17 protein-coding genes and 1 CRISPR repeat array are annotated in these 17,725 nt (G+C 67.1%); of the genes, 7 read left to right on the top strand and 10 right to left on the bottom strand.

Features of this window, described 5'->3' with window-relative positions; all coding sequences use genetic code 11:
- Positions 1-41 precede the first annotated feature (41 nt).
- The gene (locus JVX91_RS09355) at positions 42-806 is read left to right on the top strand and encodes a transporter substrate-binding domain-containing protein (RefSeq protein ID WP_205338976.1); all 765 of its coding nucleotides are present in this window, start codon (positions 42-44) and stop codon (positions 804-806) included.
- Between the two features lie 626 nt (positions 807-1,432).
- Here JVX91_RS09355 and hrpB read toward each other — a convergent pair.
- Positions 1,433-3,964: an ATP-dependent helicase HrpB gene (hrpB, locus tag JVX91_RS09350; protein WP_205338975.1), complete on the bottom strand. Its 2,532-nt coding sequence runs from the start codon at positions 3,962-3,964 to the stop codon at positions 1,433-1,435.
- 193 nt (positions 3,965-4,157) lie between these two features.
- Here hrpB and JVX91_RS09345 point away from each other — a divergent pair, with 193 nt between their 5' ends.
- The 3 genes from JVX91_RS09345 to JVX91_RS09335 are packed head-to-tail and all read left to right on the top strand — an operon-like array spanning position 4,158 to position 5,984.
- Positions 4,158-4,574, top strand: coding sequence for a polyribonucleotide nucleotidyltransferase (locus tag JVX91_RS09345; RefSeq protein WP_205338974.1), 417 nt, complete (start codon positions 4,158-4,160; stop codon positions 4,572-4,574).
- A gap of 1 nt (position 4,575) precedes the next feature.
- The gene (locus JVX91_RS09340; protein ID WP_205338973.1) at positions 4,576-5,088 is read left to right on the top strand and encodes a DinB family protein; all 513 of its coding nucleotides are present in this window, start codon (positions 4,576-4,578) and stop codon (positions 5,086-5,088) included.
- Complete coding sequence (locus tag JVX91_RS09335) at positions 5,088-5,984, top strand: cation diffusion facilitator family transporter (protein ID WP_205338972.1); 897 nt, start codon at positions 5,088-5,090, stop codon at positions 5,982-5,984. The genes JVX91_RS09340 and JVX91_RS09335 overlap by 1 nt, the downstream gene beginning before the upstream one ends.
- On the opposite strand, the gene JVX91_RS28985 is transcribed toward JVX91_RS09335, so the two are convergent.
- On the bottom strand, positions 5,977-7,095 hold the full coding sequence (locus tag JVX91_RS28985; RefSeq protein WP_240201718.1) for a DUF6515 family protein: 1,119 nt from the start codon (positions 7,093-7,095) through the stop codon (positions 5,977-5,979). The genes JVX91_RS09335 and JVX91_RS28985 overlap by 8 nt on opposite strands.
- A gap of 442 nt (positions 7,096-7,537) precedes the next feature.
- Between JVX91_RS28985 and JVX91_RS09325 the strand changes: the two genes are divergently transcribed.
- Positions 7,538-8,017, top strand: coding sequence for an Lrp/AsnC family transcriptional regulator (locus tag JVX91_RS09325; protein WP_138520145.1), 480 nt, complete (start codon positions 7,538-7,540; stop codon positions 8,015-8,017).
- Here the strand turns inward: JVX91_RS09325 and JVX91_RS09320 are convergent.
- Entirely contained in the window at positions 8,002-8,286 is a 285-nt protein-coding gene (locus JVX91_RS09320) for a hypothetical protein (RefSeq protein ID WP_205338971.1), read from the bottom strand. The two genes, JVX91_RS09325 and JVX91_RS09320, sit on opposite strands and share 16 nt — an antisense overlap.
- Here JVX91_RS09320 and JVX91_RS09315 point away from each other — a divergent pair.
- Positions 8,286-8,489 (top strand): DUF2788 domain-containing protein, encoded by a 204-nt coding sequence (locus JVX91_RS09315; RefSeq protein ID WP_015475469.1) that lies wholly within the window; start codon positions 8,286-8,288, stop codon positions 8,487-8,489. The two genes, JVX91_RS09320 and JVX91_RS09315, sit on opposite strands and share 1 nt — an antisense overlap.
- Before the next feature lie 21 nt (positions 8,490-8,510).
- Here the strand turns inward: JVX91_RS09315 and JVX91_RS09310 are convergent, their stop codons facing one another.
- A complete protein-coding gene (locus JVX91_RS09310; RefSeq protein WP_205339967.1) occupies positions 8,511-9,077 on the bottom strand; it encodes a pseudouridine synthase in 567 nt (188 codons plus the stop codon).
- A 157-nt stretch (positions 9,078-9,234) separates the two neighbouring features.
- On the opposite strand from JVX91_RS09310, the gene JVX91_RS09305 reads away from it, so the two are divergent.
- The gene (locus JVX91_RS09305; RefSeq protein ID WP_205338970.1) at positions 9,235-10,281 is read left to right on the top strand and encodes an MBL fold metallo-hydrolase; all 1,047 of its coding nucleotides are present in this window, start codon (positions 9,235-9,237) and stop codon (positions 10,279-10,281) included.
- Between the two features lie 213 nt (positions 10,282-10,494).
- Here the strand turns inward: JVX91_RS09305 and JVX91_RS09300 are convergent, their stop codons facing one another.
- The 6 genes from JVX91_RS09300 to JVX91_RS09275 all read right to left on the bottom strand — a co-directional run bounded on the left by JVX91_RS09300 (position 10,495) and on the right by JVX91_RS09275 (position 17,702).
- Positions 10,495-11,058: a hypothetical protein gene (locus JVX91_RS09300; RefSeq protein ID WP_205338969.1), complete on the bottom strand. Its 564-nt coding sequence runs from the start codon at positions 11,056-11,058 to the stop codon at positions 10,495-10,497.
- A 116-nt stretch (positions 11,059-11,174) separates the two neighbouring features.
- Positions 11,175-11,951, bottom strand: a complete 777-nt coding sequence (gene deoC / locus JVX91_RS09295; RefSeq protein WP_205338968.1) for a deoxyribose-phosphate aldolase — start codon at positions 11,949-11,951, stop codon at positions 11,175-11,177.
- Between the two features lie 82 nt (positions 11,952-12,033).
- Complete coding sequence (amn, locus tag JVX91_RS09290; protein ID WP_205338967.1) at positions 12,034-13,509, bottom strand: AMP nucleosidase; 1,476 nt, start codon at positions 13,507-13,509, stop codon at positions 12,034-12,036.
- Between the two features lie 133 nt (positions 13,510-13,642).
- Positions 13,643-13,855: a CRISPR direct-repeat array (repeat unit 30 nt; unit sequence CGGTTCATCCCCGCATACGCGGGGAACACT).
- Between the two features lie 62 nt (positions 13,856-13,917).
- On the bottom strand, positions 13,918-15,567 hold the full coding sequence (locus tag JVX91_RS09285; protein WP_205338966.1) for an acyl-CoA dehydrogenase family protein: 1,650 nt from the start codon (positions 15,565-15,567) through the stop codon (positions 13,918-13,920).
- Positions 15,564-16,232, bottom strand: coding sequence for a TetR family transcriptional regulator (locus tag JVX91_RS09280; protein ID WP_205338965.1), 669 nt, complete (start codon positions 16,230-16,232; stop codon positions 15,564-15,566). Before JVX91_RS09280 ends, JVX91_RS09285 begins: the two co-directional genes overlap by 4 nt.
- Before the next feature lie 120 nt (positions 16,233-16,352).
- Complete coding sequence (locus JVX91_RS09275) at positions 16,353-17,702, bottom strand: MmgE/PrpD family protein (RefSeq protein ID WP_205338964.1); 1,350 nt, start codon at positions 17,700-17,702, stop codon at positions 16,353-16,355.
- Positions 17,703-17,725 lie beyond the last annotated feature (23 nt).

Here is a 17,725-nt window from a genome sequence, read left to right as displayed (position 1 = left end):
TCGCTTCGAACAAAAACTATAACGAGCATCCCAGGCCATCCATGCATTTGAGCCGCCTCGCCGGGCTGACCCTCGCCCTCCTCTGCCTCCATGCCACCGCCGTGGAGCGTCCCACACTCGCCGACCGCCTGCCGCGTCCGTTGCCGGCGCTGACCGTGGGCTACTACGAATTCCCTCCCTACACCTACACAGCCCCGGACGGCAGCACGCGCGGCAGCGGCGCCGAGATGGTCCGGCGCATCCTGCTCAAGGCCGGCTACCGTGCGGATTTCCGCCCGCTGCCCAGCGCCCGCCTGTACCTGGGGTTGCAGGATGGCAGCGTGCAGCTCTGGGCCGGCGCGCCTGGCAAACAGGAACTGGCCGGTAGCACGCTGGAATGCGAGCGCACGCTGGGCCACGTCGAGCTGAACCTCTATCACCTGCCCTCGCGCCCATCGCCGAAGATGCCCGAAGGCCTCACCGGCAGCCGGGTGATCCTGATCAGCGGCTACAGCTACTGGCGGCCGATCACCGACCTGCTGGCCGACCCGGCGCTGAAGCTCGAACTGCACCGCACCAGCACGCACACCGCCGCGCTGCAGATGCTCGAACGCGGACGCGGCGATTTCCTCATCGACTACCAGACCCCGGTGGAACAGGCTCAGCGCGAACTGAACATGGTGCCGCTGGCCTTCGACCACCTCTACAGCGTGCCGACCAAACTGATCGTCTCGCGCCGAGCGCCGGACGCCGAAGCGCTGCGGGTCCAACTGGACCACGCCTACGACGAATTGCAGGCGGCGGGATACGAGATGAAGTTGCCCTGAGCAGGGTTTCGCGGGGCGGCATTGCGCAGGAGCGGACTCCGTCCGCGATCGATTCCGTGCCGCGCAAGAGCATCGCGGATGAATCCGCTCCTACAAGATCAAGAGCCCTCACCCTAACCCTGGGCGCGCGCCCCGCTCCTGAGGGAGAGGGAACCGTTCGGTGCAGGAGGAAACCAAGGTCTCAGCCGGCTCGGATTGCCCCCTCTCCCTGAGGGAGAGGGCTGGGGTGAGGGGGATGCGTCGGTACGGACCTCCCTGAAGAAGACAGTTGCCCCCACAAGATCAAGAGCCCCTCACCCTAACCCTGGCTACGCCCCGCACCTCAAGCGTGCGAGGGAACCGTTCGGTGCAGGAGGAAACCAAGGTCTCAGCCGGCTCGGGCTGCCCCCTCTCCCTGAGGGAGAGGGCTGGGGTGAGGGGGATGCGTCGGTACGGACCTCCCTGAAGAAGACAGTTGCCCCCACAAGATAAAGAGCCCCTCACCCTAACCCTGGCTACACGCCCCCGCACCTCAAGCGTGCGAGGGAACCGTTCGGTGCAGGAGGAAACCAAGGTCTCAGCCGGCTCGGGCTGCCCCCTCTCCCTGAGGGAGAGGGCTGGGGTGAGGGCAAGCCATCGCTGCGCCCCTACCCCTTGCGCGGCTTCGCCCGCGCCGTGGGCTCGGCGATCAACGGGTCATCCGGCCAGTAATGCTTCGGATAGCGACCCTTGAGGTCCTTCTTCACTTCGGCATAGGTACTGCGCCAGAAGTTGGCCAGGTCCTGCGTCACCTGCACCGGCCGCTGCGCCGGAGAAAGCAGGTGCAACTTCACCGCCACGCGGCCCTGGGCGATGCGCGGCGTATCGGCGAGGCCGAACAGCTCCTGCAACCGCACAGCCAGCACCGGCGGGAACTCGCTGTAGTCCAGGCGGATGTTCGAGCCGGACGGCACCTGCAGCGAGCGCGGCGCCAGCTCGTCCAGGCGTTGCGGCAGTGGCCAGGGCAGCTGCGCATGGAGAATCCCGGCCAGCTCCAGGTTGGCGAAGTGCGACAACCGCGAGACCTTGCCCAGGTAGGGCAGTAGCCAATCCTCCAGCGAAGCCAGCAGCGCGGCGTCGCTGACGTCCGGCCATTCGCTCTCTCCTTTGCCTTCCAGATCGAGCCGGCGCAGCAAGGCGATGCGCGCCTGCCATTGGCGCAGCTCCGGTGTCCACGGCAGCAGCTCCAAGCCCTTGCGCCGCACAAGGCCGAGCAGAGCGCGACTGCGCGCCTCGGCATCGAGGTTGGGCAGCGCCTCGGTGGACAGCACCAGTTCACCGACCTTGCGCTGACGCTCGGCGCGCAGCACTCCTTCGCGCTCGTCCCAGTCCAGCTCGTCGTGGACGCTGACCTGCTCGGCCAGGATCGTTTCGAACAGCGCCGGCTCCAGCGCCGCCGCCAGGTAGATGCGCTCCTCGCGCTGGCCCTGGCGGCTGCCGAGGTCGGCGATCACCAACCAGGCTTCCTTCATCAGCGCATCCGGCTCGCCGAACAGCGCGGCGCGACCGTTGGCCAGGCGGTATTCGCCGCCACCCGCGCGACGCTGGCGGGCGATACGGTCCGGGTAGGCGAAGGCCAGCAGGCCACCGAGCCAGCGCGGATGATCCGGATCGCTCACCGGTTCGCGGGCCGGTCCACGCAGGTAACCCTTGAACTGCCGCGCCAGCTGGCGAACCCGCTGCACCGCGCCACGGCTGGCGCGCGGGCCGTTCTGCTCACCGGCCAGCAGAGCGATGCGGTGGTGCAGGTCGGCGTCGTTGCCGCGCAGGATGTCGCGCTCGCCCAGCAGGGCGGCCAGATCACAGGCCAATTGCCCTAGTCCCAGCGCATGGCCGCGCAACAGCAGATGGGCGATTCGCGGATGCGCCGGCACCTCGGCCATGGCTTGGCCATGCGCGGTCAAGCTGCCGCCGCCGGCGCGGGAGGCCAGCGCACCGAGGCGCTCCAGCAGGTCCTGAGCCTGCGCATAAGCGGCGGCAGGCGGCAGATCGAGCCAGACCAGTTCCTGCGGGGCGACGCCCCAGCGCGCCAGTTGCAGGGCGAGACCGGCAAGGTCCGCCTGAAGGATTTCCGCCGCGCCGTACGCCGGCAGTTGATCGTGTTGCGCCTCGGACCACAGGCGATAACAGGCGCCCGGCTCCAGTCGTCCGGCACGGCCGGCACGCTGGGTGGCGGAGGCGCGGGAGATACGCTGGGTGTCCAGGCGTGTCATGCCGCTGCCCGGATCGAAACGCGGCACCCGTGCCAGCCCGGCGTCCACCACGACGCGCACCCCGTCGATGGTCAGGCTGGTCTCGGCGATGTTGGTCGCCAGCACCACCTTGCGCTTGCCCGCTGGCGCGGGCTCGATGGCGGCGCGCTGGGCGTCCAGCTCAAGCTCGCCATGCAGCGGGCAGATGAGGATATCGGCGCGGCCGGCTAACGCCTCGCCCAGTTGCTCGGCAACGCGGCGAATTTCCGCCTGGCCGGGCAGGAACACCAGCAGGCTGCCGGATTCGTCGGCCAGCGCCTGCTGGACCGTCTGCACCACGCGCGGCTCGATGAACTCACCGGCCTGCCACGGACGGCCCCAGCGGATATCCACCGGGAACATGCGCCCCTCGCTGCGCACCACTGGCGCGTCGTCCAGCAGTGCGGACAGACGCTCGCCCTCCAGCGTCGCCGACATCACCAGCACCTTGAGCGGCGGCTCGTCGCGCAGCAGCGCGCGACCGTTGAGGGTCAGCGCCAAGGCCAGATCGGCATCCAGGGAGCGCTCGTGGAATTCGTCGAAGATCACCAGCCCCACGCCTTCCAAAGCCGGGTCGTCCTGCAGGCGGCGGGCAAGGATGCCTTCGGTGACCACTTCGATACGTGTTTTCGGGCCGACCTTGCTGTCCAGGCGGATGCGGTAGCCGACGGTCTCGCCGACTTTCTCCCCCAGTTCGCTGGCCAGCCGCTCGGCGGCGGCACGGGCAGCCAGGCGGCGCGGTTCCAGCATCAGGATCGACTGCCCGGCCAGCCACGCCTCGCCCAGCAGCGCCAGCGGCACGCGGGTAGTCTTGCCGGCGCCGGGAGGCGCTTCCAGCACCACCTCGTGGCGCGCGGCCAGGGCCTGGCGCAGGGCGGGAAGGACGCTGTCGATGGGAAGGGCGTTCATGCCGGCTCCTGGAACTCGAATTTCATAAGGCGGTAACCCGGATTACGCGGGCGGCGGCGATTATAACGGGCGAACCGCGATGCCAACTCAGCAGTCATAGAAGCAACGAGAACGCTGGCTAGTGCGAAACTGCCAGCAGCCGTTCAGGACTCGTTGTTATAGTTGTCCGCATCATCCTCCCGGAGGTTTTTTCATGCGTCTTGCCACCCGTGTGTCCTGCGCCGTTCTGAGCGCCGCCCTGTTCAGCCAGCTGACCGCCTGCGGCACCCTGTTCTATCCCGACCGCCGCGGCCAGATCGATGGCCGAATCGACCCGGCCATCGTCGCCTTCGATGCCATCGGACTGTTGTTCTACGTCATCCCGGGCCTGATCGCCTTCGGCGTAGACTTCGCTACCGGCGCGATCTATCTGCCCGATGCGAAGTACTCCGTCGCGCCGGAAAAGCTCAAGGATGCCGTGGGTGAAGACGGCACCGTGGACAAGGCTAAACTCAAGGCGATCCTCGAGCGTGAAACCGGTCGCAGCCTGCCCCTGGACGATCCGCGTCTGATCCAGCGCAGCGGCGACCTCCAACAACTCGCCAGCCTGGGCCTGCGCCCGGAGGCCTGATATGCACGGCGCTCTCGCTTCACACCTTCAGCAACTCCTGGCGTACCACCAGTGGGCCTACGAACGCATCCTGGAGGCCGTCGCGCCCCTGGATGAAGAGGCCTACCGCGCGCCGCGCGGGCTGTTCTTCGACAGCCTGCACGGCACCCTCAACCACCTCGCGGTGGTCGATCGCATCTGGTTCGCCCGTGTGCAGCGCGAGCCCTGGCAGTTCGAGCGGCTCGACGCCGAGGCGGCGCCTGATCGCGCCGGCCTCGCCGACTTCCTCAATGACGGCGTCGGCGCCTGGCGCCTGTGGCTGAGCAAGCAGAGCGACGCTACCCTCGGCACCCAGCTGGACTACCGCAACATGGCCGGGCAGGAACACCGCCAGAGCCTGGCGAACATCGTCCAGCACCTGGTCAACCACGGCACCCACCACCGCGGGCAGATGAGCGCGGCGATCACCGCGCTCGGCCACAAGGCGCCGCTGCTGGACTACATCTACTTCCTGCCCAATCGCCTGGACAGCTGATGCTCAAGCACGCCAGCCACGCCCACCTCATGCGGCTGGCGACCTTTGCGTCGCTCGGCGTCGCGACCACCCTGATCGTCGCCAAGGCCATCGCCTGGTGGCTCAGCGGCTCGGTCAGCTTGCTGGCTGGCCTTACCGACTCGCTACTCGACGGCGCCGCGTCCTTCCTCAACCTGCTGGCGGTGCACTACGCCATCCGCCCGGCGGATGACGACCACCGCTATGGCCATGGCAAGGCGGAGTCCTTGTCAGGGCTGGCCCAGGCGCTGTTCATCGCGGTCAGCGCCGTGCTGGTCGGCGCCCAGGCCATCGACCGCCTGCAGCACCCCGAACCGGTGGAAGCCGCCGGCTGGGGCATCGCGGTGATGATCCTGTCGCTGGTGCTCACCGCCGGCCTCCTGCTGGTCCAGGGCTATGTGGTGAAGATCACCGGCTCCAACGCCATCCGCGCCGACTCCCTGCACTACCGCTCCGACCTGCTGCTCAACAGCAGCATCCTGGTCGCCCTGGTGCTGGCAAGCTTCGGCTGGCAGCAGATGGATGCCATCTTCGGCCTGGGCATCGCCTTCTATATCCTCTGGAGTTCGTTCCAGATCGCCCGCGAGTCCGTAGCCGTGCTGATGGACGAGGAACTGCCGCCGGACGTCAGCACGCGCATGCTCGAACTGGTGCGCGAGGTGCCCGGCGTGCTCGGTGCCCACGACCTACGCACGCGGATTTCCGGCACGCACTGGTTCGTCCAGCTGCACCTGGAACTGCCGGGGTCGTTGACGCTGCTGAAGGCGCATCAGCTGTGCGACGAGGCGGTGCTGGCGATCCACAAGGAGTTCCCGCGGGCCGAAGTGCTGGTGCACGCCGATCCGCAGGAAGTAGTGGGCAAAGAGACGATCAGTTGACGCTGTAGCCACGCCCGCTCAGACAGGCTCCCAGCGCGCGGCGGTAGTTGTCCGCAACGTAAGCCGGCGGCGCGTAGCTTGCCGACGCCGGGTCGAAGCCACTCTGCTGCACCGCCCAGCCATGGCACTCGTAGCGGTCGCGGGCCTGCTGGTCCGGACCCTGGTTGTACATCGGATACGCGATCACGTCGTAGCCCGTCTGCGCGACGGCCACTGGCTGTTGCTGGGGCGGCGCCACCACTTCGTAATCCTGCGAACTGGCCTGCCACAGGTAGTAGGTACCCGCCGCCAGGAAGTAGCCGATGCTGCCGATCCACACCTGCTCGGCGTAGGACGGCAGGTAGCGCACGCGCACGCCATAGGGCGGCGTTACCACCACGTAGCGCGAGCCATAAGGGCGATACCAGTAACCGTCGTTGAAGTAGTAATCGCTGCCGCGATAGGGCACGCGGTAATGTCCTGGCGGCATGCTGCCGGTGACGTAGCCAGGCCGCCAGTAGGACGGGTGCGGGCCCCAGTTGCCGTGGTTGGGCGGCGGGCGACCCTGCCAGCCGCTGGCCGGCGGGCTCACCTCATGGGAGCCGAACTTGCCGTTGTTGTCGTGATCGGCGGGCGGGCGGTTCTGCCATTGGCTGTCGCCATAGCCCGGCGGGCGGCCCTGCCCCTGCCCCTGCCATTGGTTGCCGTTGCCGCCGTTGTGGCCATTGTTGCCGTTCTGGCCCGGAGGACGACCATGCCACTGGCCATCGTTGTTGCCGTTATTGCCCGGTGGTCGACCGTGCCACTGGCCATCGTTGTTGCCGTTCTGGCCCGGAGGCCGTCCCTGCCACTGGCCATTGTTGCCGCCACTGGGCGGACGCCCTTGCCAGCCGCCACCGGAGTTACTCGGGACATCGTGGGAGCCGAACTTGCCGCCGCCGGAGTTACCGGCGTTGCCTGGGTTTCCAGAGCCGCCCGAAGGCCGCCCCTGGCCGCCGCCCTGGGCGGGCGGTTGGCCTTGCCCGCCGCCTTGCACGTCCGCACCGCCAAATCCGGCAGCCGCAGCCGTCTGCATGGCCACCGCCAGGGAAAGCACAGCCAACGAGGCGAACTGCCAGATACCCGACTTCATGGATTCCTCACTTCGGCTCCTGCCGAAAACAGTGATGTGACAATGCCATAGACCACGGCGCGGAGTCCGCATTGCAAGGCGCTGGGTAAAGTCAGGGTAAAGACGGCGGGAAGAAATCGCGGGCAAGAAAAAAGGGAGGCTCGTCAGCCTCCCTTCCGGAATCTCGTCCTGCTCGTCGCTGTTGGCGCCGGCTCACCTCGCTCCGCCTTCTGGGCAGTGCGTAGCCCGGTGGCCGGCGCGATCCTGTGGGGTCGGCGGGCCGCGAAGCGCCTGATTGGGCGGATCGCAGGGGGACGTAATGTCCGGGCTGTGAATCTGGAAGAAATAGTACGGCGACAGAGCGGATAAATGATTGCTAAGATTGCTCAGACAGGCACCACCTGAGCAACAAACAGCTAAAAATTACGCCAAAAGCGCAATTCATTTAATTTCCGAGGCTTTCATGGACAAGCTGGACCGCTACGACCTGCGAATTCTTGCCGAACTGCAACGCGATGCGCGCATCTCCAACCAGGAGCTGGCCGAGCGCATCGGCCTGTCGCCCTCCCCCTGTTCGCGGCGGGTCAAGCAGCTCGAAGACGACGGCTACATAGTCCGCCAGGTCGCCCTGCTGGACAGCAAGAAGCTCGGCCTGAGCCTCACCGCCTTCGTCCTGATCGGCATGGACCGCCACACACCCGAGCGCTTCGAGCATTTCCAGCAGATCATCGGCAAGTGCCCCGAAGTGCTGGAATGCAGCCTGGTGACCGGGATGGACGCGGACTACCAGCTCAAGGTGATGGTGCCGGACATGGAGCACTATCAGCACTTCCTGCTCGGTACCGTGACGCGTATCGAAGGCGTGACCAGCGTTCGATCCAGCTTCGTGTTGCGCAACGTACTGGCCAGCACCGAGTTGCCGCTGGATCACCTGCGCGCCTGATCGGCTTTCTGCAGGAGCGAGCTTGCGCCCCTGCGACACAGCAGCGCACCCTGCGTCCCGCCGAACGAAATCGATACCGGAAATTTCCCCGCCAGCACGGCCGCGGCGGGAAGTTTCGCGGCATTGCGTCCGTCGCGCAGGAGGAACTGGTCAATTTCTGAACGGCTCTGATCAACAAAGGGCCAGGTGCGTATAATGCGCGCCTTCTCCACCACCACCCTCAGTCCCGGCGCCCCACGCGACACGTCCGTACCGGGCAGGAGCAGCAATGAACGAAAGTTTCGAAGACTGGATGATGTATGGCCTGGTGACCGGCCTGATCCTGTTCATGGCCTTCATCGTCTGGGACCTCGCCAAGAAGTCCAAGGCCGGCCGCATGGGCACCATGGTGCTGTTCTTCGCACTGGGCCTGGGCGTACTTGGCTTCCTGATCAAGTCCGTGGTCGTCGCCGGACTCGAAGGCGGCTTCTGACGCCCGCCCCGCCCCGGACCTTCAGAGTTCGGGGCTGACTTCCCGCCACTGTCCCGGTTGCAGGCCGTCCAGCTGCCACGGACCGATACGCACGCGCACCAGGCGCAGGGTCGGCAAGCCGACCGCCGCCGTCATCCGTCGTACCTGGCGGTTGCGACCCTCGCGGATCACCAGCTCCAGCCAGGCCGTGGGCACCGACTTGCGGAAACGCACCGGCGGGTTGCGCTCCCACAGCTGAGGCTCCTCCAACCGCCGCGCCTCGGCCGGCAGCGTCGGGCCATCATTGAGCTGTACGCCCTTGCGCAGCTGATCAAGCTGTTCGTCACTGGGTTCGCCTTCCACTTGCACCCAATACGTCTTCGGCAGCTTGTGCTTGGGATCGGCGATGCGCGCCTGCAAGCGGCCATCGTTGGTCAGCAGCAACAGGCCCTCGCTGTCGCGATCCAGCCGACCGGCGGGATAAACGCCCGGCACGTCGACGAAGTCCTTCAGCGTTGCGCGGCCATCGCTGTCGGCAAACTGCGTCAGCACGTCGAACGGCTTGTTCAGCAGGATCAGCTTCGGTTGCGCCGGCGGCGCCTTGGCCACGCGGCGGGGCGCGGGGCGAGGAGCGGGACGGCGATTGGCGGGACGTGGCGGACGGGGCATGGTGAAAAGACTGGTAACCGAGGATGGGGGTACGGCGAATGCCCGGCATGCTAGGTTGTGCCGAGCCCTCACTGCAAGAGATCGCAAGAGCACGCCCATGAGCCACCCCACCTGGCTGATCACCCTGCGCAACCTCAGTGGCCGCCTCGGCGCGCGTTACCGGGGCCCGCGGACCGCTCATTTCGACGGACAGCGCTTCCACAACCTCGACCGTCAACCGCACAACGGCCTGCGCGCCTTCCTCAAATGGCAGCGTGAGCGCGGCCGACAGGCGGAGTGGCTCGCCCAGCCCGGCCGCGACACCCGCGCTGAGACACCGGCCCGAGTCGAAGGCGACGAACTGCGCGTCACCTACATCAACCACGCCACCCTGCTGATCCAGCACCGCGGCCTGAACATCCTCACCGATCCGCTGTGGTGCGAGCGCACCAGCCCGTTCAGCTTCGTCGGCCCCAAGCGCGTGCACCCACCGGGCCTGGCGCTGGACGAGCTGCCGCCGATCAACCTGATCCTGGTGAGCCACAACCACTACGACCACCTCGACATCGGCAGCCTGCAAGCCTTGGCTCAGCGATTCCCCAGCGCGAAGGTCGTGACCGGACTGGGCAACGGCGAGCTGATCCACGCCTGCGGCTTCAAGGACATCGTCGAACTGGACTGGTGGCAGAGCCTGCCGATGCCCGAAGGCATGCTGCTGACCGGCGTACCGGCACAACACTGGTCGGCGCGCTCGCGGCGCGACACCAACCGCACCCTGTGGATGGGCTTCGTGCTGGAATCACCGGATGGCCCCGTGCTGTTCCCCGGCGATACCGGTTTGGGCGAGGAATTCGGCCTGATGCATCAGCGCTTCGGTCCAATGCGCTTCGCCGCCCTGCCCATCGGCGCTTACGAGCCGCGCTGGTTCATGCGCCACCACCACATGAACCCGGACGACGCCGTGCAGGCGCACCAGCAGTTGGATTCGCAGTGCAGCATGGCGATCCACTTCGGCACCTTCCGCCTGAGCGACGAAGGCCAGTTCACGCCGGTCAGCGACCTGGCCGTGGCACTGCAACAGCGCGGCGTGGCCCCGGAACGCTTCCGCGCGCCGAAGCCGGGCGAACAGTGGCTGGTTCCGCCGATGCCGGATGCCTCTCTGTAGCTGCGAGCTGTCGCGGACAAGGTCCGCTCCTACGGTCGGCACTGGGTAGGACCTTCAGGTAAGCCCGTGCCAATGCATTCCCCTCACCCCAGCCAGGGTCAAGGTGGCCCCCGCGCCGATGCCCTGTAGGAGCGGACCTTGTCCGCGATCGCTCGGCGCCCGCACCGATGCCTCAAAAGATCGCGAGCAAACTCGCTCCCACGAAGAACAGTCTCAGTTCTCGCGAACCCGCTTGCTGCAGCAATTGCGATAACGCTTGCCGCTGGTGCACGGGCACGGCTTGTCGCCTCGCCCGCCCAGCTCCAGCCAGCTTTCCAGGCGCTGGCGCATGGATTCGCGGACTTCCCGACGCTCGTCGTCCATCTGCGGTTTGCTCAGCTCACGGCTGAGCCAGAGGTAATCCTCCAGCAACTCGTCGCGCTCCAGCGCATGCAACTGCTCAGCCAGCGGCACGCCTTCGTAGCGACGCTTCGGGTCGGGCAGGAAGGCGATGGCCTCGCCACCCGGCAGCACGTTCCACAGGCGCCCCTGGGCATCGCGCCAGCAGGCGCTGAAGCGGGCACGCAAGGCGAGCCCCGGCCACTCTTCCAGGCACCAGCCATCCACGCGCTCACCACCCAATCCTTCCACTGCCTTGCCGACCGAGAACCAGGGCTCGCCAGCGATGCTATCGGGCAGCGGAAGCGGCGCGGCGACTTCGGGCGAGCCGTTTTCCACCAGGCGGCGGGCGAAGCGGCGCAAGGGATTGGTCAGGTGCGAGGGGGCGCGGAAAGGCATGCAATCACCAGCGAAAGAGGTCGGCGAAGGTCCGACCGGAGGGGCGCGCCACGGTTCCCCGCGGCGCGCGAGGCGAGCATTCTAGGCCCGCCTCGGGTTGCGTCAACGCGCGTCGTTCAATAGCTGCGCGTGGAGGTGGGCTTGGCCCCGGCGCCCAGCTCGCGCAGCAGGTCATCGAGCAGCGAGGAAGCCCCGAAACGCAGATGCTCCGGAGTGGCCCAGTCGGTGCCGAAACGCTCCTCCACCAGCGCTCGATAGACCTGGGCATCGGCCAGCGTGCGCAGCCCGCCGGACACCTTGAGTCCGATCTTGCCGCCCGTCTCCTCAATGCATTCCAGCATCACCCGTACGGCATCCGGCGTGGCGTTCACCGTCGCCTTGCCGGTGCTGGTCTTGAGGAAGTCGGCGCCGCCGGCGATGGCTTCTCGACAAGCGGCGCGGATCAGATCCGGGTCCGCGAGTTCGCCGGTTTCCAGGATCACCTTGAGCCGGTGGTACGGCCCGCACAGCGTCTTGCAGGTGCGGATCAGCTCCACCGCGCCAGTTGCCTCGCCAGCCTTGAGCTTGCGCCAGGGATAGACCAGATCGATCTCGTCGGCACCTTCAGCGAGGGTCTTGCGCACTTCCTCTACCACATCCGCCAGTGAAGCATTGCCAGCCGGGAAGTTGCACACGCTGGCGACCTTCACGCCCCGTCCACCCAGGGTATTGAGCGTGCGACGGGCCACATGCACCAGCTTCGGCCAGACGCACACCGCTGCCACTTCGCCATATGGCGTCAGCGCGCGGCGGCAGAGTTCGACGGTGCTTTGCAGGTCGTCGCGCTCATTCAGGGAGGTCAGGTCCAGCAGGACGAGCGTACGGCCCGCCGGGGTCTTGCGAGGATCGGTCATCGGCAACTCTCCATCAGCTCTCCTCATGCTGCCACGGAGCGACCACGGCCGTACCGTGAATCGCCCCGCGCCATGTCGCAGATCAGCGGAACGGCGGCTCGTCGAAGCTGCGCAGCTTGCGCGAGTGCAGCGAGTTGAGCTGGGTGCGCAGCAGGTCGACCGCGGCGATGCCGATCGACAGGTGTTGGCTGACCGCGCGCTGGTAGAACGCCGTGGCGGCGCCGGGCAGCTTGATCTCGCTGTGCAGCGGCTTATCCGACACACACAGCAGCGTGCCGTAGGGCACCCGCAGGCGGTAGCCCTGGGCGGCGATGGTGCCGCTTTCCATGTCCACCGCGATGGCCCGCGCCAGGTTGATCAGCGGGCGCTCCTGGGCCCAGTGCAGCTCCCAGTTGCGGTCGTCGTAGGTCAGCACGGTGCCGGTACGCAGGCGGCGCTTGAGCTGGTCGCCGCGCTCGCCGGTGACCAGCGCGGCAGCTTCCTGCAGCGCCAGCTGCACTTCGGCCAGCGCCGGGATCGGGATGTGCGGCGGCAGCACGCGGTCGAGAATGCCGTCGCGGCGCATATAGGCGTGCGCCAGCACGTAGTCGCCAATGGTCTGCGACTGCCGCAGGCCGCCGCAGTGGCCGACCATCAGCCAGCAGTGCGGGCGCAGCACGGCGAGGTGGTCGGTGATGTTCTTCGCGTTGGACGGGCCGACGCCGATGTTCACCAATGTCACGCCATCGCCGTCCTCGGCGATCAGGTGGTAGGCCGGCATCTGGAATCGATGCCACTCGACGCTGGCGACGATGGCGTTGGCCTCGCCGGCATCGGTGCCGCGCTCGATGATCACGTTGCCCGGCAACACCATGCGCACGAAGCGCGGGTCATCGCGCAGGCGCTCAAGGCCCAGGTGGATGAACTGGTCGACGTAGCGGTGGTAGTTGGTCAGCAGGATCCACGGCTGCACATGGCGCCAGTCGCTGCCGGTGTAGTGCACCATGCGGCGCAGGGAGAAATCGGTGCGCGCGGCATCGAACAGCGCCAGCGGCATCGGGTCGGCGTTCTCCCACTCGTACAGGCCATCGGCCACGCCGTCGGACGTGGCCGACAAGTCGGTGCTGGGGAAAACCCGCGCCAACTCGGCGGCGGTCACGCCGGAACCGCCCAGCTCGTCGCCGCTTTCCACCACGTAGGGGTAAGGAATGTTCTGCTGGCTGACGCCGACTTCCACCCGCACGGTGAAGTCTTCCATCAACGGACGCAGCTGCTCGAGCAGGTATTTGCGGAAGGCCTTGGGCTGGGTGATGGTCACGGCGTAAGTGCCGGGTACCTGGACCTTGGCGTAGGCGCGGGTGGTAGATGGCACTTCGCCCTGGCACAGGTAGGTCACCCGCAGCAGCGGGTAGCGGAATTGTTCGCGCTGCTGCGCGTCGGGGACTTCGCGGTCCTTCAGGTACCGCTTCAGCGCCTGGTTCAGGGCGCCGGTGGCGCGCTCGTGGAGCACGGCCAGTTGATCGACGGCCTCTTCGGCGGTCTGGGCGACGAAGAAGTCATCGCCAGTCGAGAGAGTCATGGTGGGCATCCTGTCTGAACGATCAGCTCCATCTTGCCTGCTTCCGTGGCGGAAGGGGATGACAGATTTCGTGCTGGCAGGACGAGCGGGAGGGTTAAATCAACCTGATGACAGAAATATGTTGTGGCGGGTGCGGTTCAGCCCCGCAAGCGCGGGGAACACATGTGGGCCAGGGACTGGGCTGCGTCGTAGACCGGTTCATCCCCGCATACGCGGGGAACACTTCTCACACAGCAACCACGCCTTCGCCAGCGGCGGTTCATCCCCGCATACGCGGGGAACACTCGACCGCTGTCGAGGAACCCTGGGATCTCGACGGTTCATCCCCGCATACGCGGGGAACACTCTTCCAGCAACCTATTGATCCATAGGTCTTTTTTCAACCCGAAAATTTCTACCGAAATTTCCTTACGCCAGATGCGGCGTCGCCCGTGCCACCAGCGCTTCCACATCCACTCCGCGCGGCAGGGTGCCGTAGACGCGGCCGCCGTCGTCCAGGCGGCTGGCGATGAAGGCGTCGGAAACCACCGAGTTGCCCGCCTCCAGCAGCAGCTTGGCCTGCAGGGCGACGGCGACGTTTTCGGTGAGTTGGCGGGCGCGGTACTGGATGTCCTGGGTGTCGGCGAAGGACGCCTTGAGGTTGCCGATAAACGAGGCCAGTCGCGCATCGCCGTGGCCGTCGCCGAGTTCGGCGAACAGTGCGTCGAGCACGCCAGGCTCCTTGGACAGGGCGCGCAGCACGTCCAGGCACTGCACGTTGCCCGAGCCTTCCCAGGTGGAGTTGACCGGCGCTTCGCGGTACAGGCGCGGGAGGATGGTGTCCTCGACGTAGCCAGCACCGCCCAGGCATTCGGCGGCTTCGTTGATCATCGCGGGGGCGCGCTTGCAGATCCAGTATTTGCCCACGGCGGTCACCAGGCGGGCGAACTTGTCTTCCTGGTCGTCGTGCAGGTGGTCCAGGGCGCGGCCCATGCGCATGGTCAGGGCCAGTGCGGCTTCGCTTTCCAGGGCGAGGTCGGCCAGCACGTTCTGCATCAGCGGTTGCTCGGCCAGCACGCGGCCGCCGACCTGGCGGTAGGCGCAGTGGTGCGCGGCCTGGGTCAGCGCCTGGCGCATCAGCGAGCTGGAGCCGATCATGCAGTCGAAGCGGGTCATGGCAACCATTTCGATGATGGTCGGCACGCCGCGTCCTTCCTCACCGACCATCCAGGCCAGCGCGCCACGGTATTCCACTTCGCTGGACGCGTTGGACCAGTTGCCCAGCTTGTTCTTCAGGCGCTGGATGTAGAACTCGTTGCGAGTGCCGTCCGGGCGGTGGCGCGGCAGCAGGAAGCAGGTCAGGCCCTTGTCGGTGTAGGCCAGGGTGAGGAAGGCGTCGCACATCGGCGCCGAGCAGAACCACTTGTGGCCGACCAACTCGTAGGCCTGGCCCGGACCGGGAATGCCCACCGGATAAGCACGTGTGGTGTTGGCGCGGACGTCGGTGCCGCCCTGCTTCTCGGTCATGGCCATGCCGATGGTGGCGCCGGCCTTCTGCTCGATGGGCAGGTTGCGTGGGTCGTACTCGGTGGAAAGGATCTTCGGCAGCCACTTCTCGGCGATGTCCGCTTGCAGGCGGATGGCGGGCACGCTGGCGAAGGTCATGGTCAGCGGGCAACCGGTGCCGGCTTCGGCCTGGCTATGCAGGTAGCTGAGGCCGGCGCGGGCGACGTGGGCGCCAGCGCGCGGATCGGTCCAGGGCATGGACGGGATACCAGCCTCGATGGAGGCACGCATCAGCTCGTGGTAGGCCGGGTGGAACTCGATGAGATCGACGCGGTGGCCGTAGCGGTCATGGGACTTGAATACCGGTTTGTTCTCGTTGGCCAGGAAGCCCGCCGCCATCAGCGGACCACCGGCCAGCGCGCCATAGGCGTCGAGCTTCTGCTCGGCGAATCCGCCGCCGAAGCGACGCACCCACTCCTGCAGCGGCAGGTCGATGCGATAGAGGTTGGCGCCATCCAGCGGCGGCACCTGGTTGGTCACTTCGTGGGTTTCGGCGTACTGGTGCAGGTTCATGGCTGGTCCTCCTTTGCAGGCGTGGGCGGGACAGGCGTGTGCGCACCGACGGCGCGCAGGCAGAAGTTCACGAGGGCGTCGCTGACGTCCTCCAGGGAAATCGTGGAATCACCCGCATCCCGCGCTGCACGGGCCGGCGGCGAGAGCGGTCCGATCAACGCCTCGGCGATCGCGCCGACCAGGCAGGCGGCCGTCAGTTGCACCGGCTGGGGATGGAATTCGCCGGCGGCGATGCCCTGCTCCAGCAGGGTGACGAACAGCGCGGCATAGGCTTCGCGGTAGATCAGGCGCTGTTCGTCCACTTCCGGATCGACCGGTTCGGCGATCAGCGCGAAGGCCAGTTGGCGGCTGCCCCAGGCGCGCGCGGCGAACTGGCGCAAGCCACGGTCCAGGCGCTGCGCGGCATTGCCGGGATCCTTGAGCAGCGCGCCCAGCGTGTCGACCTCGTGCTGGCTGGCGCGGGCGAAGACCTCGGCGGCCAATTCACCCTTGCCGCTGAAGTGCCGATAGAGGCTGCCAGTGGCGATACCGGCGGCGTCCGCCAGGCTCTGCATGGTCAGTGCGGCGAAACCGCCATCGACGACCCGCCCGAGCGCCAGCGCCAGGATGCGCTCGCGCAGCGCGCTGTCCTTCTGCAACCGGGCCTGGGTTTGTCGGTACGCCATGATCTGAATCCTGATTCACTGCATGGAAATCAGTGAATCACGGTTCAGACTTTGCCCGAAAGGGACATTCCAGCCACGGGTGGAGCGGTTTCCGCCACCCCACCGTTGCGCCTTGTCGAATCAGGCGAAGCCACCCAGCTCAGTCAGATCGTGCAGTTGCCAGCTCGCCGCGATCAGACGGGCCGCTTCGGCTTCGTCACGCCGCCCGGCGAAGGCCAGCAGGCGGCGGAACTTGTCTTCCAGCTCAGCTCGGCTCAAGCCGTTGCCCGGATCGCCCTTGGGTTCGTCGATGGCGCCGTGCAACCGGCGGCCATCGGTGGTGAGCACGTCCACGCGGCCCAGCCAGCGTTGCGGATAGGCGCCGTCGACCTCGGCATCGAGCTGCATCTCGACCTTGTCGCGGAAGGCAGCCACGTGCGGATCGTTCATGGCGAATTCCTCGAACTCCACCAGACCGGCCTTGCCATGCACGGCGATCAGCCCCAGCACCGTGCCCATGGAGAACTTCGCCTGGTGCACCGACTGCGGCACGACCACCCGCCCCAATACATCGATGGCGCCCTGGTGCACGCGGGTGGTGACCTTCGCGATATCGCCATGGCCCAGCCCCTCGCGCTGCATCAGCGCCAGCAGCGCATCGGCGGCCGGGTGGGTGTGGCGGCAGGAGGCGTGGAACTTGAAGGACGTCTCGGTGAGTGCCCAGCGCGTGCCCAGGCCATCCACCAGACGGCTCGGATCGGCATCGCTGGACATGCCGGCAGCCAGGCCCTGATCACCTTCGAGAATGTTCTGCGCCCCCGTCAGCCCGTCGGCTGTCAGGTAGGCGGCAAGCAGGCCATCGGCGGCGGCCTTGGCGGTGTGCAACTGTTTGGAGTCGGCGGCATCGAGGAGGAACTCCCAGAGCCCTGCCGCCTGGGTACCGGCGCTGCCCAGGCAGTGGACGAACTGCCGGCTGTCCAGGCCGAGCAGCTTGCCCACGGCCACGGCGGCGGCCAGGGTGCCGACCGTGGCGGTGGTGTGGAAGATGCGGTAATGCGAGCGGCCGAGGAACTCGCCGATGCGGATGCCCGCCTCGTAGCCGGCGACGCTGGCGAGGATCAGCTCGCGGCCGGACTTGCCGAGCTCCTGGGCAGCGGCCAGCGCAGCCGGGAAGACCACCGTGGCCGGGTGCAGCACCGAGCTGTTGTGCAGGTCGTCCTGCTCCACCAGGTGCGAGCTGGCGCCATTGACCAGGGCGGCGAAGTAGGCCGAGGTGGCGGAGCCATCCACCAGCACGCGACTGCCTCCGTCCGCCGGCCCCATGCGCCGGGCGTAGCGCTGGAATAGCGGAATGGGGTGACGATCCTGGCTGGCCAGCGCCGAGCCCAGCCAATCGAGGAAGAGTTCTTCGGTACGAGCCACCACCGCTGGCGGCAAGTCTTCGTAGCGCAGGCCGGCGAGGAATTCGGCGAGGGCATGGATGTTGTTCATGGTCGGGCTCCCGGGGAGGTTAA

It is taken from the genome of Pseudomonas sp. PDNC002, from assembly GCF_016919445.1.
Classification (GTDB): domain Bacteria; phylum Pseudomonadota; class Gammaproteobacteria; order Pseudomonadales; family Pseudomonadaceae; genus Pseudomonas.
Note: the sequence above shows the minus strand (reverse complement) of the source record. Positions and strands in the feature narration are given on the sequence as shown.